19 protein-coding genes are annotated in these 26,628 nt (G+C 73.7%); 1 reads left to right on the top strand and 18 read right to left on the bottom strand.

Translation table 11 applies throughout. The features are described 5' to 3' along the window. Positions 1–23: 23 nt before the first annotated feature. The 18 genes from P1K89_RS26095 to P1K89_RS26010 all read right to left on the bottom strand — a co-directional run bounded on the left by P1K89_RS26095 (position 24) and on the right by P1K89_RS26010 (position 24,886). Positions 24–1,556, bottom strand: coding sequence for an AMP-binding protein (locus P1K89_RS26095; RefSeq protein WP_284619466.1), 1,533 nt, complete (start codon positions 1,554–1,556; stop codon positions 24–26). Positions 1,557–1,703: 147 nt separating this feature from the next. Further along, a complete protein-coding gene (locus P1K89_RS26090; RefSeq protein ID WP_284619465.1) occupies positions 1,704–2,873 on the bottom strand; it encodes an acetyl-CoA acetyltransferase in 1,170 nt (389 codons plus the stop codon). Positions 2,874–3,007: 134 nt separating this feature from the next. Next, positions 3,008–5,527 carry a hypothetical protein gene (locus P1K89_RS26085; protein ID WP_284619464.1) on the bottom strand — a complete coding sequence of 840 codons (2,520 nt, stop codon included), beginning with the start codon at positions 5,525–5,527 and terminating at the stop codon, positions 3,008–3,010. 76 nt (positions 5,528–5,603) lie between these two features. Beyond that, on the bottom strand, positions 5,604–6,428 hold the full coding sequence (locus P1K89_RS26080; protein ID WP_284619463.1) for a PP2C family protein-serine/threonine phosphatase: 825 nt from the start codon (positions 6,426–6,428) through the stop codon (positions 5,604–5,606). Between the two features lie 13 nt (positions 6,429–6,441). Beyond that, on the bottom strand, positions 6,442–7,998 hold the full coding sequence (locus P1K89_RS26075; protein ID WP_284619462.1) for an FHA domain-containing protein: 1,557 nt from the start codon (positions 7,996–7,998) through the stop codon (positions 6,442–6,444). Between the two features lie 15 nt (positions 7,999–8,013). Next, on the bottom strand, positions 8,014–8,352 hold the full coding sequence (locus tag P1K89_RS26070) for a hypothetical protein (RefSeq protein WP_284619461.1): 339 nt from the start codon (positions 8,350–8,352) through the stop codon (positions 8,014–8,016). Further along, positions 8,349–11,078 (bottom strand): hypothetical protein, encoded by a 2,730-nt coding sequence (locus P1K89_RS26065; RefSeq protein ID WP_284619460.1) that lies wholly within the window; start codon positions 11,076–11,078, stop codon positions 8,349–8,351. The genes P1K89_RS26070 and P1K89_RS26065 overlap by 4 nt, the downstream gene beginning before the upstream one ends. Next, on the bottom strand, positions 11,071–13,455 hold the full coding sequence (locus P1K89_RS26060) for an FtsW/RodA/SpoVE family cell cycle protein (RefSeq protein ID WP_284619459.1): 2,385 nt from the start codon (positions 13,453–13,455) through the stop codon (positions 11,071–11,073). The genes P1K89_RS26065 and P1K89_RS26060 overlap by 8 nt, the downstream gene beginning before the upstream one ends. Then, entirely contained in the window at positions 13,456–14,355 is a 900-nt protein-coding gene (locus P1K89_RS26055) for a hypothetical protein (protein ID WP_284619458.1), read from the bottom strand. A gap of 194 nt (positions 14,356–14,549) precedes the next feature. After that, on the bottom strand, positions 14,550–15,371 hold the full coding sequence (locus P1K89_RS26050; RefSeq protein WP_284619457.1) for a hypothetical protein: 822 nt from the start codon (positions 15,369–15,371) through the stop codon (positions 14,550–14,552). Positions 15,372–15,477: 106 nt separating this feature from the next. Then, positions 15,478–16,416, bottom strand: coding sequence for an SRPBCC family protein (locus tag P1K89_RS26045; protein ID WP_284619456.1), 939 nt, complete (start codon positions 16,414–16,416; stop codon positions 15,478–15,480). A 103-nt stretch (positions 16,417–16,519) separates the two neighbouring features. Then, positions 16,520–17,461, bottom strand: coding sequence for an SMP-30/gluconolactonase/LRE family protein (locus tag P1K89_RS26040; RefSeq protein WP_284619455.1), 942 nt, complete (start codon positions 17,459–17,461; stop codon positions 16,520–16,522). Between the two features lie 51 nt (positions 17,462–17,512). Beyond that, positions 17,513–18,481, bottom strand: a complete 969-nt coding sequence (locus tag P1K89_RS26035) for a tripartite tricarboxylate transporter substrate binding protein (RefSeq protein WP_284619454.1) — start codon at positions 18,479–18,481, stop codon at positions 17,513–17,515. Positions 18,482–18,542: 61 nt separating this feature from the next. Further along, the gene (locus P1K89_RS26030) at positions 18,543–19,466 is read right to left on the bottom strand and encodes an NAD(P)-dependent oxidoreductase (RefSeq protein ID WP_284619453.1); all 924 of its coding nucleotides are present in this window, start codon (positions 19,464–19,466) and stop codon (positions 18,543–18,545) included. Beyond that, entirely contained in the window at positions 19,463–20,161 is a 699-nt protein-coding gene (locus P1K89_RS26025) for an RraA family protein (protein ID WP_284619452.1), read from the bottom strand. Before P1K89_RS26025 ends, P1K89_RS26030 begins: the two co-directional genes overlap by 4 nt. Positions 20,162–20,254: 93 nt before the next feature. After that, positions 20,255–21,235, bottom strand: coding sequence for a Bug family tripartite tricarboxylate transporter substrate binding protein (locus P1K89_RS26020; protein WP_284619451.1), 981 nt, complete (start codon positions 21,233–21,235; stop codon positions 20,255–20,257). Positions 21,236–21,392: 157 nt separating this feature from the next. After that, positions 21,393–22,934 (bottom strand): methyl-accepting chemotaxis protein, encoded by a 1,542-nt coding sequence (locus P1K89_RS26015; protein ID WP_284619450.1) that lies wholly within the window; start codon positions 22,932–22,934, stop codon positions 21,393–21,395. Positions 22,935–23,866: 932 nt separating this feature from the next. Beyond that, positions 23,867–24,886 (bottom strand): ABC transporter substrate-binding protein, encoded by a 1,020-nt coding sequence (locus P1K89_RS26010; protein ID WP_284619449.1) that lies wholly within the window; start codon positions 24,884–24,886, stop codon positions 23,867–23,869. A 167-nt stretch (positions 24,887–25,053) separates the two neighbouring features. Here P1K89_RS26010 and P1K89_RS26005 point away from each other — a divergent pair, with 167 nt between their 5' ends. After that, positions 25,054–26,604: a toll/interleukin-1 receptor domain-containing protein gene (locus P1K89_RS26005; protein ID WP_284619448.1), complete on the top strand. Its 1,551-nt coding sequence runs from the start codon at positions 25,054–25,056 to the stop codon at positions 26,602–26,604. Positions 26,605–26,628: the final 24 nt, after the last annotated feature.

Below are 26,628 nucleotides of genomic sequence, written 5' to 3'. Positions count from 1 at the left end.
GAAATCGGGGCGGGCGCGGCGAATCAGTCGAGCGTGGCCAGGCGCGCGCGCAGTTCGGTCTTCAGCACCTTGCCGTAGTGGTTCTTCGGCAGCGCGTCGACGATGTGGTAACGCTTGGGCCGCTTGAAGCGCGCGATGCGCTCGCGGCACAGCGCGTCGAGCGCCGCGGCGTCGACCGCCAGGCCGGGCCGCGCGACGACGAAGGCGATCACCACCTCGCCCCATTCGTCGTCGCGCTGCCCGATCACCGAGACCTCGGCGACCGCCGGGTGCGCGAGCAGCGCCTCCTCGACCTCGCGCGGGTAGATGTTCGAGCCGCCGCTGATGATCACGTCCTTCGAGCGGTCGCGCAGCGTCAGGAAGCCGTCGGCATCGAGCGAGCCCATGTCGCCGGTCCACAACCAGCCCTCGCGCAGCGTCTGCGCGGTGGCGGCCGGATCGCGCCAGTAGCCGGCCATCACCGTGTCGCCGCGCACGATCACCTCGCCGGTGCCTTCGGGCGGCAGCGGCTGGCCGTCGGCGTCGACGATGCGCACCTCGACAGGCGACTGTGCGATGCCCACCGAGGCCAGGCGCGCATCGTCCGCGGACCGGGCCGCCTCGACGATCTGCGCGCGCGACAGCGCGGTGATCGTCATCGGGCTCTCGCCCTGGCCGTAGATCTGCACGAAGCGCGGGCCTAGCACCTGAAGTGCGCGTCGGATGTCTTCGAGGTACATCGGCCCGCCGCCGTAGACGATGGTCTTCAGGCCGTCGCCGTCGGCGCCGTCGGCCGCGGCCTGCTCGACCAGGCGCCGCACCATCGTTGGCGCGGCGAACATCGAGACGTCGCGCAGGCGCCGTGCGAGCGTGAGGATCTCGTCCGGCTCGAAGCCGCGCGATTCCGGCACGACGTGGCGCGCACCGGCCAGCACGTGCGGCAGCATGTACAGGCCGGCGCCATGCGACATCGGCGCGGCATACAGCGCGGCATCGCCGGCATGCACGCCGTCGACATCGCTGAAGTAGGCCAAGGTCATCGTCAGCAGGTTGCGATGCGTCAGCATCACGCCCTTCGGATGGCCGGTGGTGCCCGAGGTGTAGAAGAGCCACGCCAGGTCGCCCGGCGCACGGTCGGCCGGCTCGGGCAGCGGTGCGTGCTGCAGCAGCGCCGCGTAGTCCGGCGAATCGAGGCCGATCAGCGCACGCAGGTCCGGCAGCGGCAGGTCGGTGTTGCCGAGTCCACCGGCGTCGTCGCCGATGAATGCAGCCGCGGCGCCGCTGTGCGCGAGGATGTAGTGCGCCTCGCGGGCATGCAGCTTCGGGTTCACCGGCACGACCGCGAGGCCCGCCCACCACGCGCCGAACATCAGCTCGAGCACGGCCGGGTGGTTGGCGGTGAACAGGCCGATGCGGTCGCCGGGCTGCAGCTTCAGCCGCTCGCGCAGCGCGGCGCCGATAGCCGCCGCGCGCCGCGCGAGGCCGGCGTAGTCGTGCAGCACGCTGTCGCCGAGCAGCACCGCGGGCCGGGTGCCTGCGGCGCGCGCCGAACGCAGCAGCAGGTGCGCCAGGTTCAAAGGGCCCCCTTGGCGCTGCGCGCCGTCCCCCCGCGGGGGCGAGTGTGGACGCATGACGGCGCCTGCGCGCCGGCATGCGCCTCGCGAGCCGCTGCGGCATGCTTGCCGCAGCGTGGGTCCTTCGGACGGCCGTGCGGACTCACGTCGTCAGGCCTTCATCGCTTGCAGGATCGTCACGTACGACGCCACCGCCGAGCCGCCCATGTTGAACACCGCGCCGAGCTCGGCGCCGGGGCGTTGCAGCTCGCCGGCGGTGCCGGTGAGCTGCTTGGCCGCCATCACGTGCATCGAGACGCCGGTGGCGCCGACCGGGTGGCCCTTGCTCTTCAGCCCGCCGGACAGGTTCACCGGCAGCCGGCCGCCGGGCAGCACGGTGCCGTCGTCGAGCGCGCGTGCGCCGCGGCCGGTCGGCTGCAGGCCCATCGCCTCGTAGGCGAGCAGCTCGGCGATGGTGAAGCAGTCGTGCACCTCGGCGAAGTGCAGGTCGTCCACCGTGATGCCGGCGGCGGCATAGGCCTGCGCGAACGCGCGCGCCGGCCCTTCGAAGCGCACCGCGTCGCGCCGCGACAGCGGCAGGAAGTCGTTGACCTGCGACGTGCTGCGGATGGCGACGGCGCGGCGGTGCGTGCGGGCCGTGTCCACGTCGGTCAGCACGACGGCCGCGGCGCCGTCCGAGACCAGCGAGCAGTCGGTCTTGCGCAGCGGCGCCGCGATGATCGGGTTCTGCGCCGAGACGGTGTTGCAGGCTTCGAAGTCGAGCGCGCGCTGCAGGTGGGCCAGCGGGTTCTTCGCGCCGTTGGCATGGTTCTTCACCGCGATGCGCGCGAGCGCCGCCGAGTGATCGCCATAACGCGCGAAGTACTGCTGCGCGATGCGCGCGAAGATGCCGGGAAAGCTCAGGCCCTCGGCGCCTTCTTCCTTCCAGTAGCTGGCCGAGGCCAGCGCGCCGGTGACCTCGGCGCCGGAGACGGCCGTCATCTTCTCGGCGCCGACCACCAGCACGTGGCGCGCGCGGCCCGATTCGATCAGCGCCTGGCCATGCGCCAGCGCCGCGGCACCCGAGGCGCAGGCGTTCTCCAGCCGCGTGGCCGGCACGAAGCGCAGCGCCGGATCGGCCTGCAGCACCAGCGAGCTCGGGAAGGCGTCGCGCACCATGCCGGCGTTCAGGTGGCCGAGCGCGATCGCGTCGATGTCGGTGAAGTCGATCTCGGCGTGCTGCACCGCCTCGCGCGCGGCGGCGACGATCAGCGCCTCGAGGTCCTGGCCGTCGAGGCGTCCGAACTTCGTATGGCCCCAACCGATGAGGGCGGTCTTCATGCGCTGGCTCTCCCTGGCGTGCCCGTCCGACGGTCCGAACGGCTGGCCGCCAGCGTAGGGCGGCAGGCCCGCCCCCGGCAATCGCGAAGGATTACCTCAGGGTTGACCCTGGGCGACCCCGGGCGTGCGGCAGGTCAGCGCCCGGCCGTGGCCCAGTGCGGCGGCCATTCGCACAGCGCGGAGCGCTCGTCGCGGCCGGTCTGCCGCAGCCGCTGCAGCATCGCTTCGACCGAGGGCTTCAGCCGCTCGCCGTGGCGCACCGCGGCATTCAGCGCCGCGCGGCACAGGCGCTCGGTCTGCGGCGCCAGCGCCAGCGCGACGAACCAGGCCTGGCGCGCGTCGCGCTCGCGGCCGGTCAAGGCACTGGCGGTGGCCAGCGTGATCCAGTCCTCGAGCCGGCCGTGCGGATGGCGCGGCTGCAAGGTGGTCAACGCATGCAGCGCCAGCTGGCGCGCGAGCTCGGGCTGCAGCGGCGGCGCGCGCAGCTGCAGCGCCGCGAGGTCGCCGGCGATCTCGCCATCGAGCGGGTTGGCGGCGAAGGCGCGCGCCATCAGCGTGCGCGCGGCGGGCCCGTCGGCATCGCGCCGGCGGAAGGCCTGGTCGGCGGCGTCGTTGAGCTCGCGCGCCTGCGCGGCGGACACGGTCGTCAGCCGATCCGGCGGCGCCAGCCGCAGCGTGCCGGCGGCATGGCGGATCGCATCGTCGTCGGCCTCGGCGCGGCCGGCGGCGAACAGCACGCGCAGCACGAGGCGTTCGGCGCGCTCCGCCACGCGCGGCATGTCGTTCGACAGCAGCGCCTGCGCCCGCGCATCGAGGTCGATCGCCGCCGGGGGCGCGGCCGGCGCCGGGGCGGTGACGGGTGGGGGCGGCGCCGGCGGCGATGCCGGGGCCGGTGACGCGGCCGCCACGGCGACGGGAGAGGGCGCCGGGGCGGCCGAAGGCGACGGCAGCGGCGGCGGCAGGATCGGTGGCGCTCGCGTGGCCGTCACCGCTGCCGGCTTCGCCGCAGCGGGCTGGGCATCGAGCCGGGCGGTGCGCCGTTCGGGCGGGCGCCTGGCGGTGGAGGACGTGGGCTTGGCCGTGCCGACCGTCGTGCCCGGCCTGGCGGCGCCGACGGCTGGCGCCGCGCCGGGCGGCGTCGCGGTGGCGTCCGCGACGCGCGCCGGCGCCCGCGCCACCTTGGCCGGGCGAGGCTCGGGCGCGGCCGCGACGGCCCGCTGCGGCGCACGGGGCGTGGGCGCGGACGCCGCTGAAGACGCCGCTGCCGCCGGCGAGGGCGACGAGGCGGCCGCGGTGGCCGACGCCGCAGCCTGAACGGCCGACGCCGCGGGCGCCGTGGCCGCCGCCGTGGGCGCGACTGCCGACGCCGCGGGCGCGGTGGCCGACGTGGCCGCCATGTCCGCATCCGGCGCCGCTGCCACGCTGGCCACCGCCGTCCCGTCGGCGGCCACCGGCGCCGGCGCCGGGCCCGCCGGGGTCCACCACGCTTCGCCGAGGATCGGAATGGCGACGGCGGCCGCGGCCGCGAGTGCGATCGCCATCGACCACCCGGCGCGGCGCGGTACGTCCGCCTCCTTCGCGGTCGGCACCGGGGCGGTCGACGCACTCACCGGCGCCGGCCCGAAGCCGGCGGCCGCCGCCATTGGCGGGGCGATGCGCGTGATCGGCGTCGGCGACGGATCGCGCGCGAACAGCGCATCGCTGGCCAGCGTCCAGCCGCGTCGCAGCGAGGCGGCGAGCGCCGGCTCGTCGAGCGCGCGCGTGGCCTGCGCGATCAGCTCGGCGTGCGGGCGGCGCGCCGATCCGGCCGGCAGCGTGGCGTCGTGCACCTCGAGCAGGCGGCGCACGAAGCTGCGCGCGGCGCCCAGCCGGGGCAGGTCCCAGCCGGCTTCGAGCGGCGCGCGGCGGTCCGGCAGATAACGCTGCAGCAGCGCGGCCAGGCTGTAGACATCGCAGCGCCAGTCGAGCCGCCGCGTCGGTGCCAGGTCGCCGCGGCGCGAGGCCTCCAGCGCCGCCAGCAGCCGCGGCGACTGGTAGTCGTAGTCGGGCTGGCGCGCCAGCGGCAGCGGCGCGGCCAGCGGATCGCCGTGCACCAGCGAGAACGCGAAGTCGATCAGCGCCAGCGCCTCGAAGCGCGGCTTCAGCGCCTGGTCGGGCCGGCGCGGATCGAAGTCGGCCGGCCACGCCGGGATGCAGACGTTGTCCGGCTTCAGGTCCAGGTGCACCAGCCGCAGTTCGTGGATCGCGTCGAGCGCGCCCAGCAGCGCGCGCGCCAGCGCCCACCAGTGGGCGCAGTCGGCGAAGACATGCGCCGATGCGTGCCCGTCGCGCTGCACCGGCAGCAGCGTGGCCCAGTGGTCGACGGTGATGCCGGCATCGTAGGTCTGCACCAGCGCGGTTTCGCTGGCACTGCCGCGGTCGAAGCGCACGACCTCGGCGACGCAGCCGACGCCGTGGCCCATCAGGCGCGCGAGCAGCCGGAACTCGCGCTCGGTCCAGTCGCGGAAGTCGCCGGCGTCGGTGGCCAGGAAGCGCTTGGTATAGCGGCGGCGCTCGCCGGGCCGGGCCGCTTCGCGGAAGACCTCGACATGGCGGCCGGTCACCATGCGCAGGCGTTCGCGGCCGAAGACGCGGTCGATGTCGGTGTCGGTCATGCCGATGGCCTCGTGTTCATCGGGGTCCCTTCGGGCTGCGGCCGCCGGCCATCGCCCTTCGAGCGGCGGCGCGGGCTCACGAATGCGCTCCGCGCCGCAGCCACGGCCAGGTGAAACCGCCGTGCTGCAGCAGCAGCGCCGTCGCGTCGTCGGCGCTGCCGTTGCGCCGCGCCAGCGCGAGCAGCGCGTCGCAGGCCGGGGCCAGCGGCGCCGGCGCGGCGAGCAGGCGGCCCAGCGCGGCCTCGTCGACATGCTTGTGCACGCCGTCGCTGCACAACATCAGCCGCTGGCCGGGTGCCAGCACGCAAGGCGCGAGGTTCGGGCCCAGCGTCGCGCCATTGCCGACCATGCGCGCCGGATCGTCGGGGGTGCTGCCGGGCGGCGGCGTCTCGTTCAGGTGGCGGAAGCTGTCGTCGCGCGTCAACGCCTGCACGGCGCCGCCGGTGTCGATGCGGTAGGCCCGGCAGTCGCCCACCCAGCCGATCAGCCAGCGCGTGGCGCGCAGGTTGGCCGGCGCCGCCAGCACCAGCGTCGCGGCGCCGGGGGCCTCGGCGCGGCGTTCGATGTAGCGGCGGATGGCGCGGTCGGCCTCGAGCACCGCCTGGCGGATGCGCTCGGCATCGATGCGCTGGCCGTCCAGGCTGCGGTGCAGCCGCGCGACGAGCTGGCGGCTCGCGGCGCGCGCGAGCGCGCCGCCGCCGACGCCGTCGGCGACGACGAAGAGCCGGCCCGCGCGTTCCGGCGGGCTGACGGCGTCCTCGTTGTGGCGGTGCAGGCTGCCGCAGCTGCTTGCGCTGGCGAAGCTGATGCGTGCCCAGGCGCTCGCATCGGCTTGGCAGTCGTCCAGCGCAGCCGCGCCCTGCGGCGGCGGCTCGAGCGGCGTGATCGGCGTGGTCTCCATGGCTTTTCGCCCGTCAGCCGCGCCGCAGCTGCAGCGTGCAGCCGGGCTCGCCGGCCACGGCGCCCAGCACCAGCGCCTGGCCGGCACGCCAGCGCAGGCGCGCGCCCGCGGCGTGGCGGATGCCGTCGAGCAGCACGCCGTTGTCGCCGTGCACCTCCAGCAGCACGCCGTCGGCGTCGAGCGCGATCACGTCGAGGTGGTGGCCCGACACGCCGTCGTGGCGGCGGTCGATCACCAGCGCCTGGTGGCGCGAGCGGCCGATGCTTGCGGGCAGCGTGTCGGCGCGCAGCGCGAGCACGACGGTCGCGCCCGAGGGCGTGGCCATCGCGATGCCGAAGGCCGGGCCGGCGGCGGCGGCGGGCGCATGGATCGCCGTCAGCGGCGTGCGCGGCACGGCCTGCACGATCGGCGTCGCCGGGGCCGATGCCGAGGCGCCGCCGGCGGCGCGCAGCGCAAGGCGCGGGTAGTCCGACGGCGGGCCATCGCCGCGTGCGGACAGCACCAGCCGCGCGCCATCGGCCAGGCGCAGCGGCGCGCTGCCCGCGGCGAGCCCGGCGGGGGCGGCGGGGGCGGCGTCGCGCTGCCCCGTGCCGCCTTCGACGCGGATGCCGTTGGTCGAACCCGCATCGCCGACCCACCAGCGGCCGTCCTCGTGCCACAGCTCGGCATGGCGGCGGCTGGTATAGGTGCCGCGCAGCACGATGTCGCAGCCCTCGCCCTGGCCGATGACGTAGCGCCGCCCCGGCAGCACCGCCGGCAGCACGATGCGGCGGCGCCCGTCGCCATCCTCGACGTCGAACTCGAAGCGGTGGCCCGCCAGCGGCGTCAGCGGCGCGGAGGACACGGCGGCCGCGCCGCGGGCCGGTGCGCCGGCGGCCGGGGCGGGGGGCACGGCGGCCAGCGGCGCGGCCGCGGCGTCGTTCTCGCTCCAGCGGCCGAGCAGGCTGACCTCGTAGGCCGGCGTGCTGCCGCCCGTGCGCGGGTCGGCCAATGCCGCGAGCAGCTCGGCGTAGTCGTCTTCGCCGTCGGCCGCGGCCAGCGCGCGCGCGTCGGCCAGGCCGCCGAACTGCGACAGGTCGATCGCCGCCGCGTTCGGCAGCCCTGCGATCACCTCGCGCGCGAGATAACGCTTGATCTGCTCGGGCCGGAACTCGCGCATGAACTGCTGCAGCCGCTCGCGCGCGGGGTGGTCGTCGGCCGCGCACTGCACCGCGATCGCGGTCAGCACGAAGCGGTCGCGGTCGGCGATCGCCAGGTGCAGCCGCAGCTGGCTGACGATGAAGTGCTCGAGCTCGCTGCGCACCGCGGCGATCAGCGGCGCGTAGGCCCCGAGGTGCTCGGCGGCGGACAGCGAGGGCTCGGCGCCGCGCTGCCCGGCCCGGCCCGCGCCGCTGGCGGCCGACGGCAGCTCGCTGTCGAGCGCGCTGAAGCCGGTGCCGGCGAACGAGGGCTCGAAGGTGGTGTCCTGCGTTCGGGTGCGTGACGGCGGCGTGGGCAGGTCGACCCGCGACAGGAGGCCGCGCAGGTTCGGCGAGCGCCGCAGGCGGCGGACCCAGGTTCGGAGCGTCATGGGGGTTCCTTCGAATCAGGTTCTGTAGGCGATCACCAGCGTGGCCAGCGGGCCGGCGGCGCGCAGGCGGCGCAGGCGTGGCGCGCCGGGCAGGCCGTAGCCCTCCAGGCGGGCGACGAAGCGGCTCCAGTGCGGCTGCAGCACATCGCCCTGCGCGACGCGGCGCTCGAGCGCCGGCAGCGACAGGTCGATCTGCAGCGCGATGCGCGACACGTCGCCGATGCCGACGATCGCGCGGCGCAGCGTGTCCTCCAGGTCGGCGAGGCAGCGTTCGAACGGGCCGTCGAAGGTCCAGACGAGCGGCATCGGCAGCGACGGCCGGGCCGGTGGGCGGGCGGTGGAGGGCGCACTCATTCGGCAGGCGTCGGGTGGGTGGGCGGGTTCATGGCGGGGGTCCGTTCGGTGCGCCGCTCGGATGCGCCGCTCGATGCGCCGCTCGGTGCGCTGTTCAATGCGCCGGTCAATGCGCCGACGTGCCGCCCGGCGATCTGCAGCGCGATCTCGGCGGCGGGATTGGGGCCGCGGTCGCCGGCACCGTGCACCTGGCCGGTGGCGCGCAGCCAGTTGCGTTCGGCCAGCACCGCGATCACCTTGGTCCACGGGCCGGCGGGGTCGCTGCGCACGGCGGCGACGTACCACTTGTACGGCCGCAGCGAGCTGCAGGCGGCCTCGCGGTCGGCCGCGGTCATTGGCTTCGCCGCCTTCGCCGCGGCCGCCGGCGCGCGGCGCTTCGCCGGTGCGCCGTGGCACAGCGTGGCCAGCTCGTCGAGGCTGGTGCCGTCGTTCGGAAAGCTCGGCGTGCCGGTCTTGCCCGCGAGCCAGTCGATCTGCCGGCAGCGCTTCGCGTCGAAGACCTGCTCGCAGGCCGTGCGCGCGGTGCCTTCGCGGTGGCTGTGGGACAGGCCGCTCAGGATCACCTCGGCGGCGTCGTGACCGATGCCGACCGGCTGCGGCGTGTCGAGGCGATAACGCGTGACCGCAGCGTCCAGCGGCCGGCCGCCGACGCCGTGGATGCGCTCGACCAGGTGCGGCCGGCGCACCGCGTCCAGGCCGTTGGCGGCCGCCGCGATGCGCGCCAGCATGCCGGCGACGCCGAGCGCCGTCGCCCGCGCATGGCCCTGTCCCCAGCCCTCGGCGACGATGTCGACGACGCGGCCGCCGCGGCACTTCTCCCAGTCGTCGTCGCTGCCGCGCGCACCGTCGGCGCCGGCGGCGCAGCGCTGCACCGTCGCCGGGTCGAGCGGACGCGGCGGCGCCAGGCGCATCGGCGCACCCAGCCGCGGCGCCGCCGGTTCGCTCATCAGCCGGCCGAAGGCGACCGGTGTCGCCAGCGGCTGCACCAGGCCGCCGTCGGCGCCGTCGGCACGCGCATCGATCGCGCGGCCGAACAGCAGGTCGTGGCGGCCGCAGTGCTCGCTGCCGGCGGCCGCGCCGCAGCCGGCGTTCCAGCCCAGTGCCGTCGCGGCCGCCTGCACGTCCCACGGACGCCGGCAGGGCTGCTCGCCGCTGCCGTCCAGGCACAGCATGCGGTCGAGGAAGCGTGCGGAATCGGACCGCAGCAACTCGCCGCGCAGGCTGCGCGGCGCGGGCGTTCCGGGCCGCTGCATCGCGCTGCGTTCGGCGGCGAGCAGGCGCCGGCCGGCCGGCGTGTCGCCGAGCAGCGCGGTGGCGATCACCGGCTTGATCGTCGAGGCCGGCATCGCGTCATGCCAGACGGCCGGGTTCAGCAGCGCATCGGGCCGGTAGCGCACGGCCCAGGGCAGCCGGCGGTCGCAGCGCGCGTCGCGCCCCGGCCCGTCGACCTCCTGGCGCGCGCAGGGCGACAGCGCGCCGGCCAGCGCGTCGATGCGGCCGCTGGCGACGTCGACCACCGCCACCGCGGCCATGCGCACCATCGCGCCTTCGAGCAGGCGCTGGCCGGGGGGCTGCCCGCCGTCCTCCGCGCGGTGGACGCCGAGCGCGCGGCAGGCGGGGGCATCGCCGGTGTAGCAGGCGGCGGTCTTCTGCGACAGCGCCTGCAGCGCCGGGTCGATCGTCAGCTGCAGCGAGAAGCCGACATCGATCGGCGTGCCGTCGAGCACCAGGCGGTTCGGTCCGAAGCGGTAGGCGGACGGGTCGGCCCCGTCGTCGCCGCCGTCGGTGCCGGGCTCGGTGTACAGCCGGTAGAGCCCGCGCGAGGGTTGCCGCAGCGCGTCCAGCGGCGCGAGCATTGCCGACAGCGACGGCGGCACGCCCCAGCGGGCGTCGCCCGCGGCCAGCGCCGTGGTCGGTTCGCCCGGCAGGTGCTGCAGCGGCGGTAGCGGCGTTGGCGAGGCCGCGCGCATCGCCGGATCGCTGCAGGCGCGCGCCTGCGCCGCGCCGGCCGCGGCGACCAGGTGCGTCGCGGCGCCGCCGGCGCCGAGGTAGACGCAGCCGGCCAGCCCGCTCCACGGGTTGCGCCGCATCACATGGCGCGCGGTGATCTGCACCTGCTGCTGCGGCGCCCAGCGCGCTAGCGTCGCCGCCGGCACCGTGCCGCGCCAGGCCAGCGCGTCGAGCATGCGGGCATCGGCACGGGCCAGCGCGGCGACGGCGCCGGCCAGATCCGCGCAACCGAGGCGGAAGCTGCGGCCGGGGTATTGCGGCGCTTCGAGCGACGCCGCGAGCGCGTCGCGTGCCGCATCGCTCCAGCGGCGTGCATCGATGCCCAGCGCCGACTCGACGCGCCGGTTGGGCCGTGTCGAGAAGCGCTGCAGCGCCGCGTCGATCGAGGCCAGCTGCGCGGCGACGCGGGCCGGCTGCGGCGTGTCCTGCCAGTCGCGGCGGCATTCGGGCAGCGCCTGCAGCAGCGCGTCGGCATCGGCCGCGCGCGGCGGCGCGAAATCCGCGCTGTCGCGGCGCACGATCGCGGACTCGAAGGTCTTCAGCGCCGCGACGTGGCGCACGCTGACATGGCGGTCGTCGGCCGCTGCGTCCCCCGTGGACAGGGTGTCGCGGCCGGGCCGGATCACCGCGACCAGCAGCAGCACGCCCAGCAGCACCGGCAGCACCGCGAGGCTGGCGGCGATCGCCAGGTCGAGCATCGAGCGCTGCTCACGCATGCGCGGTCTCCGCCGCCGGCAGCTCGACGTTGATTGCCAGCGCCAGGAACGCGAGGTTCACCAGCAGCGAGCTCATGCCGTAGCTGACGAAGGGGAAGGTCACGCCGGTCAGCGGCAGCACCGCGAGGTTGCCGGCCACCGTCACCGCGAGCTGGCCCAGCGTCAGCACGACCCAGCCCAGCACCAGCCAGCTGATGAGCGCCTGCGACTCGGCCGCCAGCCGCCCGTCGGCCTGCACCACCAGCCGCGGCTCGCCGCGCGTGACGCGACCGTGGCGGCGCACCAGACGGTGCAGCCACAGCGCGGTGCCCAGCGTCACGCCCCAGGCGACCGTGGGGCCGAAGACGCCGACCAGCGCGGTGAAGGTGTAGTCGCTGTGGATCTGCGCCGGCACGCCGCTGCACGAGGCGACCGGCGCGTGGCCGCACCATGGCACCGCGCCGAGGCCGTGGCCCTGCGGCGGCGCCGCGCGCTGGAACCACGACACCAGCGCCAGCTGGTCGTTGGCCGACGCCAGCGGCGTGCCCAGGCTCTCGAGCCGCGCGGCGGTCACCGGATCGACCTCGCCGGCCTGGAAGAGGGCCGCGGTGACGGCGACGATCCAGCCGATGAAGACCGCCAGCGCGAGCACCGCGGCCGCCGCGCCGCCACCGCCGCGCAGCTGCCACCACATCGCCAGCGCCGCGCCGACGAAGGCGCCCGAGCCGTAGGCGGCGATCAGCAGCGGGCCCATGTCGCGCGTCAGCACCATCGCCGCGACCAGCATGCCGACGACGAAGAAGAGCGGCCAGGCATAACGCCAGATCGACACGTCCATGAAACGCCGACCGGGACGTTCCGCCAGCCGCGCCGCCAGCGGCCCCGCGCGCAGCAGGAAGAACCAGGCCGCGCCGACGATCAGCCAGACGCGGCCGAGCTCGCTGGTGAACTGGCGCAGGTTCGACAGCAACCCGCCGAAGGCCGCCAGCGCCGCCGCGGCGGCCAGCAGCAGCGCGAGCGCGCCGACCAGCGGCGGCTGGCGGTTGCCGAGCCGGCGCCGCCACGTGCCGGCGGCGGCCAGCGTGCGGGAGAGCCCGCGCGCGAGCGGCCGGCGTGCGAACAGCAGCAGCGAGAACAGCAGCAGCCCGAGCCACAGGTGGCCCTGGTGGTACAGCGCGAGGTAGCGGTTCAGCGCATGGCCATGGGCCGACAGGTCCAGCAGCACCAGCCAGCCCAGGCCGGTGGCGGCGGCGAGGCCGGCCATGCCGAAGCGCGAGCTCGGGGCCATCGGCGCCGGCGCGGCGGGTGGCCGGCCACGCAGCAGCGCCATCAGAGCGCAGGCCAGCCCGAGGCCGCCCAGCACCAGCATCACGCCGGACGGCGCCCCGAACCAGCCGGCCTCCAGGCGCGCGGGCTCGAAGCCGCGCGGGCCGGCCAGGGGCCACGGCACGCGGGCGGCCCACGCCGCGAGCGACCAGGCGAGCAGCGCCGCGCCGACGCCGGCCAGCGCCGAACGCGCGCGCCGGCTCCACAGCAGGAAGCCGTAGGCCAGCGCCATCGCGCCGGCCCACTGCCAGCCGGCCGTGGCCTGCAGTGCGCGCATCGCGTCGTTCTTGCGCGCGCGCAGCAACGACTGGCGCGCGTCGGCCATCAGCGCCGCGGTGGCGGCCAGCGCGGCGGCGCCGTCGTCGTCGCAGGCGGCGGCCTGCAGCCCCGGCGCGGCCATCGCCGCCGGCAGCGCGCGGCCGTCCAGCGTGGCGGCGTAGGCCAGCAGCAGGTCGGCGTTCAGCTCGCCGGCGGCGGCGCGCTGCTGCAGCCAGGTCCACGCGCAGCGCAGCGGCCGCGGGCCGGCGTCGGCATCGATCTGGAAGCGCGCGACATAGGGCTGCAGGTCGGCCTCCAGCGCATTCACGGCATCGGCGGTGTCGCGCAGGTCGCCCAGGCCTTCATGCTGCTGCAGACGCAGCGCATCGGCGCGCTGTTGCGCGTCGCGCAGCGGCGCAGCAAAGGCGCGCTGCGCCTGCTGGGTGGCGGCCTGCAAGGGGGGCGGCACAGCGTTGGTGGGCGCGTCACCGCGCAGCCAAGGAAGCCAGCGCGGCGCGCACCAGGCGTCGGCGAGCGCAGGCGCTGCCAGCGCGCCGTGCGCCTGGCAGATCGCGGGCAGCAGCGGCGCCGGCAGGCCGTTCACGTCGACGCCGCGCTGTGCATACCGGGCGCCGCGGCCGTCGCCGAAGCCGGCGATGCGGTCGAAGGCCGGCCACAGCAGCACGATCACCCCGATCAGCGCCAGGGCCTCGAGCGCCGGCGCGAACCACGCGCGGGCGGCTCGTCCGTGCGCTCGCGCGATGCGTCCGCCGCGCGCCGGCGGCCCGGCGGTGGTCGCTGCGGCGTTCGCCATCTACGGTTCCCGGCGTGCCGTGCTCGCCGGCTCGTCGAGCAGGCGTTCGGAGCGCGCCCCGCCGAGGTTCGGGCCCAGCGGCACGATGTCGCCGACCTTGAAGGCCGGCGCCTGCTCGTAGCTGCGCAGCAGGCGTTCGCCGCTGGCCAGCCGCAGCACGACCTCGTGGCGCGGCCCGGCGCGCTGGCGGCCGACCGCGCGGTCCAGCGGCGCCTGCAGGCGGGCGAAGTGGCGGTCCAGCTCATTGGCGACACGCTCGCCGAACAGCGTCGCGATCAGGCCGCCGCTGGCGGCGCCTTCGGGCTCGATGCGGCGGATCGATTCGACGCGCGCGCAGTCGTCGCACAGCGACGGCGCGGCAGCCGGAGACGGCCTGGTGAAGGGCGGCGGCAGCACCACCGGCGGGGGCAGGGCCATCGGGGCGGGCGGGGAGTCGGCCGGCAGGGCCGCACCCGGCCGCTCGGCCGGCAGGGTCATCACCGGCGGGCCGGCGGGTGTCGCCGCGGGCGCGCGCGCCTCGACCCCGAGCAGCAGTGGCTCGGCCAGCAGCGCCTGCGTGCTGCGCTCGCCGATGCGCAGCGTGGCCACTACGCGCGCATGGGCGCCGATGCGGTCGCGCGCATCGATCACGTGGCTGCCGTCGTAGATGCCGGGCTGCAGCTCGCGCAATTCCAGCGCGCGCTGCGCACCGTCGATCTGCAGCCACGCGCTCCCGCCGGCGGTGCCGAAGAGGCTGAAGTTCAGCCGCGTGCCGGGCGCGAGCGACTCGACGCGCTCGACGTCCAGTGCATCGATGTGCGGCTGCGGCGCGCGGGGCGCGGCGGAGGCGCCCGCAGCGGCGAGGCCGGCCGCGAACAGCGCCGATGACACACCCACGACCAACCGGCGCAGCACACCCATGACCCCTCCCTTGTTGCAAGGGAACCCGATTCAAGCGTCCGCACCCGCGCGAACCGTCCTGCTTAGCGTTCGAGGGGGCCTGGCGGCCGACAGGACTTACACCGCCAACCGAAGGCGGTTGCGATCGTTCCACCGTGTTGCGGCTGCTTCACGCTTCGCTGCAATGTGTCTGCGGCGAGCGGGCCGTGCCGGGGTCAGCGCGGTGCCGTGCGGCCGGGCCAGTAGGTGCCCGCGTAGCCGCGGTACGGATTGCCGTAGACCGGGCGGCCGGCGGCGCGGTGGGCCTGCATGAACGCCTCGACCGCGTCCGGCGAACCGCCCTTGAACATCTCCTTCAGGATGCCCTCGGGCAGCAGTTCGCGGTAGCGCACCGGCAGGCCGGCGTAAGCCGCACCTTCGGCGAGGTCCGGCGGCAGCTCGGTCGGATCGAGGAAGCGCGCTTCGCCGAACTCGCTGTCGTGGTGCGCGCGCACGCGCTTCGCGGCATCGAGGATGCCGCCGATGACGTCCGACAGCGTGCGGCCGGACAGCTTCGCGCGCCACGACGCGCGCAGGAACAGCAGCTCGTCCGGATCGACGCCGGGGCATTCGCCCTGGTAGGCCGCGGTGAGGCAGTGGTCGCTCGCGGCGAGCAGGCGCTGCGTGCCGGTCGGCTCACGCTCGAGCAACTCAAGCACCTGGCCGAGCGACGAGCCGCGCAGGTAGTGCGCCGGCGTCACGTCATAACCGGCGTCGCCCGGATGGTGGTGGTCCACCCGCGCGATCGGCTCGTGGCCGCGCAGCAGGCACTCGACGAACACGGCCGGGGCTTTCGGCGCCAGCACCGCAGGGCGCGGGATCAAATCGGCCCCGACACGCACCACCGCGTCGGCCTCGTAGGCGGTGCGCGGCGTGCAGCGCCGCCGGCCGCGCGCGGCATGCACCCAGGCGTGGCCGGCGTCGCCGACGACGCGCTCGATCTCGCGCATCTCGGGGTCCTGTGCGCCGAGCACGAAGGTGGCGTCCTTGTCGATCACGAGGGGCAGGCGGGCAATCCGAGCGCCCGAGTCTGCCCCAGCGCGGCGGCGGCCGTCGGGCGCGTCGCTGGCCGCCTGGGCAGCGCTGGGGCGCCGTCAGGGGCGGTCACGGCTGGCGGCCGAGCAGCCAGCGCTGGTCGAAACGCGGCGCCGCCGCCTCGGCCGGCGGCTGCGGATCGCCCGCCTCGACGAACTGCTTCAGGCGCCGCAGGTCGCCGCGCAGCTGCTCGCGCGGACGGCGGCCGGCGAGCGAGGCGACCACATGGCCGAGCACGCCCTCGGGCGGGCGGTAACTCAGGCGAAGCCCGAGCCAGGTGCCACCGCCGGCGGCCGGTTCGAGTCGCAGGCGGCCCGACTGCTCGATCTCGGCGTCCGGCAGGCTGCGCCAGGCCAGCAGTCGCGGCGGCACCCGGTCGGTCAGCTGCGAGATCCATTCCAGCTGCACCCCGCCGGGGCCTTCGACGATCCAGTGCCAGCGCTGGTCGCCGAGTGGGCGCACTTCCTTCACATGCGACAGGAAACGCGGCAGGCTTTCGCCTTCGGACCACAGCGCGAACACGCGCTCGGGCGACGCGGCGATCAGGATCGTCTGTTCGACGTCGATGCCGTCGGGGCGTTCGTCGCGGCGCCGGCGGCCGAATGCACGCCCGCGGTCGCTGAGGCCGGCCAGCGCGAGCAACGCACCGGCGGCGATGGCCACGGTGCCGGCGTGGTCATGGCGGCGAAGGCCGTAGAACGCCAGCGCGGCGCCGCCACCGGCCAGCAGCAGGCGGGTCGAGCGCGACCAGCGTCGCGGTGCCGCGGCCACCGGCGCGGCCGAGCGCCCGAGCCGGTTGTCGATCTGTCGCACGCCGTTCAGTTCGCCGATGCCGCCCAAAAGGCGCGGCAGCTCGTCCTCGGGGACCTCGCCGCGCAACAGCACGCAGCCGCCACTGCAACGCACGTCGATCGCGCCCGGCCGAGCGGTCCAGCGGCCGAGCGACGCACGCACGCGGCGTTCGAGGATCGCATCGCTCGCGGTCTGGGAGGGGGCTGACAGGACCATGACGTTCCTTCGGCAATCGCGACGGCGATCCGGACATCAGGGCAAGCCGCGTACCGGCCTGGCGCGCGAGCGCCGCCGGGCGCGTTCGCAGCACGGTGCGCGCTCAGGCCGGCGGCTGCAGAGCGGCGGGTGGCCGGTGAATGGGCAGCCCGGGCGAATCGAGTTCGGCGCGCAGGATCGAGCCGCTGACCGATTCGGTGCAGAAGAGCGTGCGGCGCTCCGGGCCGCCGAAGGCCAGGTTGGTCAGCGACGCGCCGGCCGCGCTGCGCAGCACCAGCTCGGGCTCCGCGCGGTGGTTCAGGACCCAGGCGACGCCGAGTCCGGGGTTGGCGACGATCAGGCGTCCCTTCTGATCGACCGCCAGCCCGTCCGGTCCGCTCGGCCCGTAGGAGGTGAAGAAGAGGCTGACCTTGGCGACGCTGCCGTCGTCCATCAGCGGCACGCGCCAGACCGCATTGCCGCGTGTCACCGCGAGGTAGAGCACGCGTTCATCGGGTGATAGCGCGACGCCGTTGGGACTCGGCACGTTGCCCAGCAGCAGGTCGAGCCGGCCGTCGGGCCGCAGGCGGTAGAGGCGCCCGGTCGGGTCGTGCAGGCCGGTCTGGCCCTGGTCGGTGAAGTAGAGGTTGCCGCGGCTGTCGAACACCAGGTCGTTGACGCCGCGGAAGCGTTCGCTGTTGCGCCGCTCCAGGTAGGGCCGCACCGCGCCGCTGCGGATGTCGCAGGCCATCAGGCCGTTGCGGTAGTCGGTGACCAGCAGCTCGTGCGCGTTCAGGAACTTCAGGCCGTTCGGCTCGCCGGCCCATTCGGCGACCAGCGCCCACTCGCCCTGCGGGTCGATGCGGAAGATGCGGCCGAACGGGATGTCGCTGACGTAGAGGTGGCCGGTCTCGTCGAACACCGGGCCTTCGAGGAAGGAATCGGTCGGCTGGCCGCCGCGGTTCGCATCGGCCCAGCCGGAGCGGACGCCGGTGCGCCGGAAACGATCCGGCATCCGGGTGAAGACCTCGGTGTCGCGAACCGTCGGTGGCTGCAGCAGGAACATGGCCGGTCTCCGCGTCGTTCTGGCGCTACGGGCATTGCCGGCGTTGCAGGCTTACTGCCGTTCGAACGCCGTGTTCGCCGCGATCTTGCCCCAGGTGACGGTGCGCTCGGCGAGGTCCTTCGCGAAGGTCGCGGCATCCCAGTAGCCGGGCTCCGACGCGATGCTCTCGGCAAAGGCCTTCATCTCGGCCGAGGCCATCGCCGCGGCGATCTCCTTCTGCAGCCGGTCGGTGACGGCGGGCGGCGTGCCGGCCGGGGCCCACAGCCCGGTGAAGTTGATCAGGCCGAAGTTCTTCAGGCCCGCCTCGGCGAACGTCGGCACGTCCGGCAGCGCGGCCAGGCGCTTGCTGCCGCTGACGCCCAGGATGCGCGCCTTGCCGCCCTTGACCTGGCCCATCACGCCCGGCGTCGACGCCACCTGGAAGTCGATCGTGCCCGACAGCATGCCCAGCGTCGCTTCGCCGGCGCCCTTGAACGGCACGTGCAGGAACTTCGCGCCCGCGGCGATGCCCAGCGCTTCGCTGACGAAGTGCGGCGTCGTGCCGGCGCCGCCGGTGCCGTACGTCACCTTCTCCGGCTCGGCCTTGGCCGCGTTGAGCAGGTCGCCCAGCGTCTTGAAGCGCGATTCGGCCTTCACGACGACGCTCATCGGCGCGAAGACGAAGGCCGCGACCGGCCGCAGCCCGTTCGCATGGTCGAACGGCAGCTTCTTGAAGATGTGCGGCAGCAGCGCGTAGGTGGTGTCGTTGGCGACCAGCGTGTAGCCGTCGGCCGGCGCCTGCACCACCTGCGAGACGCCGATCGTGCCGGTGGCGCCGGGCTTGTTCTCGACGAAGAAGGTCTGGCCCGTCTGCTCCTGCAGCTTGGCGGCCATCTTGCGCGTGACCACGTCCACCGAGCCGCCCGGCGGGTAGGGCACGACGATCTTCACCGGCTTCTCGGGCCAGGCGGCATGGGCCGACAGCGTGGCGGCGGCGAAGCACAGCAGGACGGTCAGGCGGCGCAACGGCAAGAAGTGCATGCTCATCTCCAGGATGGTCGGTATGGGCCATACGCGCGACGGCCGACGAAGCCGTCGGGCCTCAGCGATGCAGCACCGCCAGCGCGTTCTGCGCTGCGGCCATGCCCATCTTCACGTAGGCGTCGGCGGTGACACCGCCGATGTGCGGGCTCAGCGTGATGCGGGCTTCGCCATGGAACGGATGCGGCGCGGTCATCGGCTCGACCGCGAAGCTGTCGAGGCCGGCGGCGGCGACCTGGCCGCTCTGGATGGACGATAGCAGCGCGGTCTCGTCGATCAGTCCGCCGCGCGCGGTGTTGACGATCAGCACGCCTTTCTTGCAGGCCGCCAGCGTCTGCGCGTTCAGCAGCCTGGCGTTGTCGGCCGTCAGCGGGCAATGCAGCGAGATCGCATCGGCTTCGCGCCAGATCGTCGCCAGGTCCACCGGCTGGACATACGCGGGCAGGTTCTTCGCGTACGGGTCGAAGCCGAGCACGCGCATGCCCATCGCATCGGCCATCTTCGCGAAGCGCAGGCCGATCGCGCCGAGGCCGACCAGGCCGATCGTGCGGCCCTCGAGCTCGATGCTCTTGTGCGTCGCCTTGTCCCAGTGGCCGGCATGCATGCGCTGGTTCAGGGGCACCACCGATTTCGCGCAGGCCAGCAGCAGCGCGAGCGCCTGCTCGGCGACCGCCGCGGCATTCGCGCCGACGGCGGCGACGACCTCGATGTCACGCGCGGCGGCGGCGGCCTTGTCGATCGTGTCGGTCCCGCTGCCGTGCTTGGAGATCACCTTCAGGCTCGGCGCCGCGTCCATCGCGGCGGCACCGACCTTGCTGTAGCGCACGATGATCGCCACCGGGTCGTGCGCGCGGCACAGCGCGACGATGTCCTCCTCGGTCGGCGTCTTGCCGGCGTAGACCACCGTGTAGTCGCCGAGCAGCGCCAGCGCCTGCGGTGCGAGGTCGGCGGCGGTGACCAGGAAGACCGGCTTCTCCGCGCTCACAGCGATTCCCCTTCCTTCAGCACGCCGGCCGCGCGCAGCGCACCGTCGAGCCAGCCCGGCCGCAGCGCCTTCTTGCTCTGGATGTCGGCGATGCGCTTCGTTTCCGCGGCCACCTTCTCGGCCGCCAGCGGCAGCATCGCGGCGGCCTTGTCGCGCTCGATCACCGTGACGCCGTCGGCATCGCCGACGACCAGGTCGCCCGGGTTCACCGTGACACCGCCGATCGAGATCGGGTGGTTGACGCGGCCGGGCACGAACTTGGTCGGGCCGTTCGGATTGAGGCCCGCGGCGTACATCGGGAAGCCGAGCGCGCGGATCGCCTCGCTGTCGCGCACCGCGCCGTCGATGACGACGGCCGCGATGCCGAGCGCCACCGCCTGCTGGCTCATGATCTCGCCCATCAGCGCGCTGCTGAGGTCGCCCTTGCCATCGACGAGGATCACGTCGCCCGGTTGGGCGATCGCCAGCGCGGCATGGATCATCAAGTTGTCCCCGGGGCGCACTTCGACGGTGATCGCCGGGCCGGCGAAGCGCATCGACGGCGCCAGCGGCGCGATGCGGCCGCTCAGCGCGCCGCGGCGGCCGGCCACGTCGGCGAGGATCGACGAAGGGTAGGCGGAGGCGGCGTGGACCGTGTCCACGTCGACACGTTCGATGTCGCGGATGACGTCCGGCAATGCGGCGGCTCGACTCATGGGAATCTCCTGGTGGCCGGCGCGGCCGGCGGCGTGAACTGGAAGGGGAGGGCGCGCGTGCGGCGCCGGGGGGTCAGGGGCTGAAGCGACCGATCAGTCGATGCGCGCGCCGGAGTCCTTGACGACCTTGCCCCAGCGCGGGATCTCTTCCTTGATCAGCGCGGCGAACTGCTCCGGCGTGCCGCCGACCGCGTCCGCGCCCTCGTCGCCGAGCTTCTTGCGCAGGTCAGGCTGCTGCAGGGCCTTGTTGAATTCGGCGTTGAGCTTCGTGATCACGTCCTTCGGCGTGCCGGCCGGCGCGAGGAAGCCGAACCAGGTGACGGCGTCGAAGCCCTTGAAGCCGGATTCGTTGATCGTCGGCACGTTCGGCAGGTCGTCGACGCGCTTGGCCGAGGTCACCGCCAGCGGGCGCAGCTTGCCTTGCTTGATCTGGCCCAGCAGCGTCGGCACCGACGACATATAGAGCTCGACGGTGCCGCTGATCACATCGGTCAGCGCCTGCGCGGCGCCCTTGTACGGCACGTGCTGCGTCTTGATGCCGGCGGCCTTCTGGAACAGCTCGCTCGTCAGGTGCGCGACGGTGCCGTTGCCGGGCGACGCGAAGTTCACCGCGCCGGGCTTGGCCTTCGCAGCGCCGATCGCGTCGGCCAGCGTCTTGTAGGGCGATGTGGTGGCGGTGACCATCACCAGCGGCGCATCGGCCACGCGCACGATCGGCGCCAGGTCCTTCTGCGAGTCGTACGGCATCTTCGCGTACAGCGTCGGGTTGATCGCCAGGTTGCTGGTCTGGCCCAGCACGATGGTGTAGCCGTCGGCCGGCGACTTGGCGACCGCGTCGACGCCGAGGTTGCCGCCGGCGCCCGGCTTGTTCTCGATCACGAAGGTCCAGCCGGTCGAGCCGGCGACCTTCTGCGTCACCTCGCGGGCAATGATGTCGGTGCCGCCGCCCGGCGGGAAGGGCACGATCACGCGGATCGGCTTCGTGGGCCAGGCCTGCGCGAAGGCACCGCCCCCAGCGCCGAGGAAGGTGGCGGCGCCGGCAAGGGCGACGAGGGTACGGCGGTTGATCGACATGGCTTTGTCTCCGGTCTGAGCCTCTGCAGCCGCGCAGGTTCACGGGCTGCTTGATGGACCGGAGTATTGGTGCCGCGACCGCCAGCGTCCAATCGATAGTTTTTCGCGATTCATTCGCGCGGCTTTGCCTGTCGGCCGCGCCGCGACAGCCCCTTGCCTAGCGCGCCGCCGTGGCGCCGAGCTGGAACACAGCCACTGCCTGCACCAGCTGCTTGGCTTGGTCCTGCAGCTCGGTGGCGGCCGTCGCGCTCTGCTGGACCAGGGCGGCGTTCTGCTGCGTCGTGCGGTCCATCTGCCCGACCGCATCGCCCACCTGCGCGACGCCCGAGCTCTGTTCGGCGCTGGCCTGGCTGATCTCGGCGACGACGTCGGTGACGCGGCGGATCGCGCGCACCACGTCCTGCATCGTCGCGCCGGCCTGGTCGACCAGTGCGCTGCCCTGCTCCGTGCGCTCGACGCTGGCGGTGATCAGCTGCTTGACCTCGCGCGCGGCCGCGGCGGAGCGCTGCGCCAGCGAGCGCACTTCGCCCGCGACCACCGCGAAGCCGCGGCCCTGCTCGCCGGCGCGCGCGGCCTCCACCGCGGCATTCAGCGCGAGGATGTTGGTCTGGAAGGCGATGCCGTCGATCACCGAAATGATGTCGCCGATGCGGCGCGCGCTGTCGTGGATGCCTTTCATCGTGTCGACCACCTGTGCCACCACCGCGCCGCCCTGCGCCGCGACATCGGACGCACCGCGCGCCAGCTGGCTGGCCTGCGCGGCATGGTCGGCGTTCAGGCGCACCGTGGCGCCCAGCTGTTCCATCGCCGAGGCCGTCTGCGCCAGCGCCGAGGCCTGCTGCTCGGTGCGGACCGACAGCTCGTGGTTGCGCCCGGCGATCGCGCTGCCGGCATCGGCCACCTGGTCGGCATTGCCGCGCACCGCGGCCACCGTGCCGGCAAGGCTGGCCTGCATCTGCGCCAGCGCGTCGAGCAGCCCGCGCAGCGGGCCGCTGCCCGCCGCCACGTGATTGCTCAGGTGGCCCTGCGCAATGCGGTGGGCCAGCGCAGTGGCGTGCGCGACCGGTTCGGTCAGCACGCGGATGATCCAGCCGGCCAGCACGCCGGCCACCGACAGCGCGACCAGGCTGGCCGCGATGACCCCCAGGCGCACGCGCGACGCCTGCGCATCCAGCTGCGTGTGCGCGGCCGCGGCGGCGCGGTTCTGCAGATCGATCTGCGCCTCGATCGCTTTGACCAGCGCAGCGCCGGTTGGTGTCGTGTGCTTTGCGCGATAGGCGCGCGCTTCGTCGTCCTGGCCGTCGAGCCGCAGCTTGAACCAGGCCGGCCGCACCTGCGCGTAGCGCTGCACCGCGTCGCGCAGCGCGGCCAGGCCCTGCGCCTCGTCGGCACCGCGGCCGGTGGCGCCGTAGCGGTCGAGCGCATCGTTGAGCGCCTTGAAGGTGCCGGCTTCGGCATCGGCGGCCTTGCGCACCGCCACCGCATCGGCCTGCGCGGCCATCGCCAGCGAGTAGCGCAGCTGCCACAGCGCGCTGTCGGCCTTGCCGAGCTCGCCGGAGCCGAGGGTATTGGCGTAGAGCGCCTGGAAATCGTGCTGCGCCTTCCAGGTGAACCAGGCCGCGACGGCACCGGCGGCGGCGACGAAGGCGATGATCAGGCCGAAGACGGCCAGCAGGCGGCGGTTGAGGGCGGCGTTCATGGGCGGGGACGCTCCGGTGGGCGGTGTCGTCCTGCTTATCGGCCGGGGCAGAGGGACCTGCAGATCGGAAGGCTTGATCGGTGCTGTCGGGAGGCCGTGACGCGGCGGTGGGGCCAGGTCGAGTCGCCCAGGACGGAAACCAAGGTGAAGACGCCAGTCTTGACTGCCGGTGGCGATGGCCTAAGGTGTGGCGGCGCGAAGGCCCGATCGCCGCGAGTCCTCTCGCGACAAGCACGTCGAATGTTCTCCATTGACGGGAAGAGCACCATGAGCACCGCCATTGCAAACCAGGTCTGCACCCAGCTCGATCAACGATTGACGGCCGCCGAGGCCGTGCTGGAAACCGGGGGCGCGGCGAGTCCGGTTCTGGCGGCGGTGGTCGCCGAGTTCCGGCGCAAGTTCGCGAAGACGCGACCCCTGATCGAAGGGGAGTCCGCCCCGGACCAGCGCGAGGCCATCGTCGAGCTCGAGCAGGCCGGCGACAGCGCCAAGTGGGCCGCGCTGGCCGACCCGGCGGCGACCGAGCAGATCAAGCTGGCGGTGGTCAGCGCGCACGACGCGATCTGCTGGTACAAGGCCACCGGAACGCTGCTGGACCGAATACGCCGAAGCGGACCCGCTGGGTCCGACAGGTTGAGGCCGCAGCGCACGCGCCATGGCGCCGGCCGCCTCGTGCTGGCGATGGCCTATGCCGCTGCACACCCCGACCGTGTCGAGCGCCTGATCCTGGTCGGCTCCGGCGGCCCGATGCTGGAATTCCAGCAGCGGTTCGGCGACAACATCGAAGCGCGCCTGCGGCCGGAAGATCTCGACCTTCGCAGCCATTGGCAGGCTGCCGCCAAGCATGGCGTGGACGCTGCCAAAGTCTCGATCGAATCGCTGCGGGAGCGCGCGGCTGCTGGCCGACGCTGCGGGCACTCGGACCCACTGCCTCACCCTTCGAGGAACTCGTCGACGCGCATCCTGAAGCTCCCCGGCAGTTCGATTCCGATCGCGCGGTGCGTGCGCAGGTTGACGACCAGGCGAAAGTGCCGTGGCAATACCACCGGCAGGTCGGCGGGCGACTTGCCGTCGAGGATCAGCGCGACGTAGCGGGCACTCGTCTCGTACTGTTCGATGTGCTCCGCGAAATAGCTCAGCAGCGCGCCCCTGCGCGCCGATCCGAGGGTCGGCATCTTGTGTTCTCTGGCCCAGGCGTATGCCTCGTCCGGGACACGGAACGGGTGGATGTACAGCGCCTGGACCTGAGCCTCGCGTGATGTCCGAAGGGATTCCGCAAGGTCTGCGGAGCGTGCGAGCGGCAGTGACGTGAACTGGATCCCCGCCTCGGCCGCGAGCCGCAGGAGTTCGGCGTGCACGAGGCTGACGGCGGGATTGCGCTGCGTCCACAGCATGCCAAGGCGGCGCAGGCCAGGGACAACTTCGCGCAGCAACTCGAGATGCTTGGCCACCATCGGCAGCACAAAATCGGCCGAACCGGTCACATTCCCGCCGGGCCGCGGCAGCGACGCCACCAAGCCCAGTTCGACCGGAGGCCCGACGAGATGCATCACGATCGGGATGGTTGTTGTCAGCGCCCGCAGCGCAAGGATCGCGCTGGACGTATCGGCCACGATCACGTCCGGGCGACTCGCCACGACATCCGCCGACACACGCGCTATCGAGTCGGCATCGCTCTCGAGCCGCACTTCCATCTTGAGGTTGCGGCCATTGATCCAGCCACGAGCGCTCAGCTCGCGGAAGAACGCGCCCCAAGGTGATTGCGGGGGTGGCGAGGGGGGCGGCGCGACAGCGCCAAGGAAGGTGATTCGGGCGGGGGCCGTGCGTTTTGCCGGCGCAGCCGCGAAACACTCGAGCGCCACACCGGCCAGTGCGACCGCAACCGTGCGCCGTGACGTGACGAGCGGAGTTGTGCGGCGCTGGGCGCTAGGCCAGTTCACGGTGCTGTTCAAGGCGCTTGGCCGACGCGGGGTGGTCGACCATCATGCTCGCGCCGGGTTGACACGGCAAGCGTCTTGGCGTTGCCGCGAAGCAGGGCCATAGCCCCTGTGCCGTCCCCCCATGACTCGTTAGGATGCCCCCGCAAGCGCAAGTACACCAGCGCACCCGCCTCGCTCGTATGCACGATCCCGGCACCAGCGACCTCGAACCCGCGGTGGTAAGTGCTGCCGAGATCCCGCCCGTGAACGTGCGCCAGGCGCTGGCCGCATTGGCGCGAACGCGGGGCGCGTCGGCGCGCGCCGAAGCGCTCGTCGGAATGGCGTTCTATGCCGACGCCAAGACCATCGACGCCGTGCTCGATGCGGTGGCAGCCCTGCGCGATCCGGTCTGGCGCGTCCGCACGCTGTTCAGTGCCATGCAGCAGATGCGTCCGGATTTCTTGCGCAAGCTTCCGGCATCGGCTCGGTCACGGGTTGTCGCAATCGTCACTTCGATCACGCGGGAGCGGCTGCGTGCCGCTGCCTTGATGGAATTGCCTCTCGACCTGCCACCGGTGTTGGAGCGCGAACTGCGAGCGATCGGTGCGGCCATGCGCGATCCGGCGCTGCGCATCGAGGTCGCGTTGCGACGATCGGCAGACCGCACGCAGCGGGCGCAACGCGCCCTTGTCGCCGATGTACTGGCGGCGCCGCCGCGCAAGCGCGCGGCGGCCTTGTTGGCCCTGGCGCCGGGGCTCGACGGGGATGCGCTCGAAGCGGCGTTCCGCGCGGCGCAGGCCATGCCGACCAGCGATGCTGCGGCACTGGCGTTGGCGCGCCTGGCATCACGCTGGAGCGAGCGCGCTGCGCAGGCGCAGCGCGACGTGCGCGATCGGGCCGCGGCGGTGACGGATCCGCGGGTGCGCTTCGATCTACTCGCCTCGGTCGACGCGCTCGATCGTTCGGAGCGCGCTGCGATTGCCAACGAGCTCTTCGGCCTTTCGGCGGCTTTCGAGAACGACGCGCTGCGGTGCCGCGCCCTGTTGACCGTAGGGGGCCTCGCCGATGAAGCCGCGCTGCGCGAGAGCGCGTCCAAGGCCGGGATTTCGGCGGCCGCTTGCGTTGTCGACGCGCGCGAGCGTGCCGAACTGCTGCTGTTGCTGCAGCCCTACGTTGCCCGACTCGGTGCCGAAGTGCGCATCGAATTGACGCAGGCTGTAGAGCGCCTGCCCGACGACTCGTTCAAGCAGAGACTGCGCACGCTGCTGGGGCGCTTCTTTGTCTACGAACGTGGCCACACCGAGGTCGAGGATGAACGGTGGGATCTGTTCGTCTCCCACTCGAGCGCGGACGCGGCGTTCGTCAGCAGTCTGGAGGACCAGTTGGCGTCGCGTGGGCTGCGCGTCTTCGTCTCCGGTCGCGATCTCGACGAGCACGTCGGCAGTCTCGGCTGGGCCGAAGCGCTGTACGCCGCTATCAAGTCCACCCGCGCCATGCTGGTGGTGGCCACGCCGCAGGCGCTGCTGTCCGGATGGGTCCGGGAAGAGTGGACCGCGTTCTATCGCCGCATCGTCGAGCGTCGGCGTGGCGCCCTGTTCACCGTCCGCCTCGGCGTCGACATGCACGCCTTGCCGGAGATCCTCCGGGGCCGGCAGGTCCTGGAGATCCTCGAGGGTCGGCCGCTCGAAGGCGATCTGCTGAATCGCATCCTGGCGCTGGTTCGCGGAGCCAATGCTGCGAATGTCAATTGACGGCTGTCTCGCGGTCGCTGCGAA

The sequence above is a fragment of the Aquabacterium humicola genome, from assembly GCF_030167915.1.
GTDB lineage: Bacteria > Pseudomonadota > Gammaproteobacteria > Burkholderiales > Burkholderiaceae_C > Pseudaquabacterium > Pseudaquabacterium humicola.
This window is presented reverse-complemented; position numbering and strand designations above follow the sequence as displayed.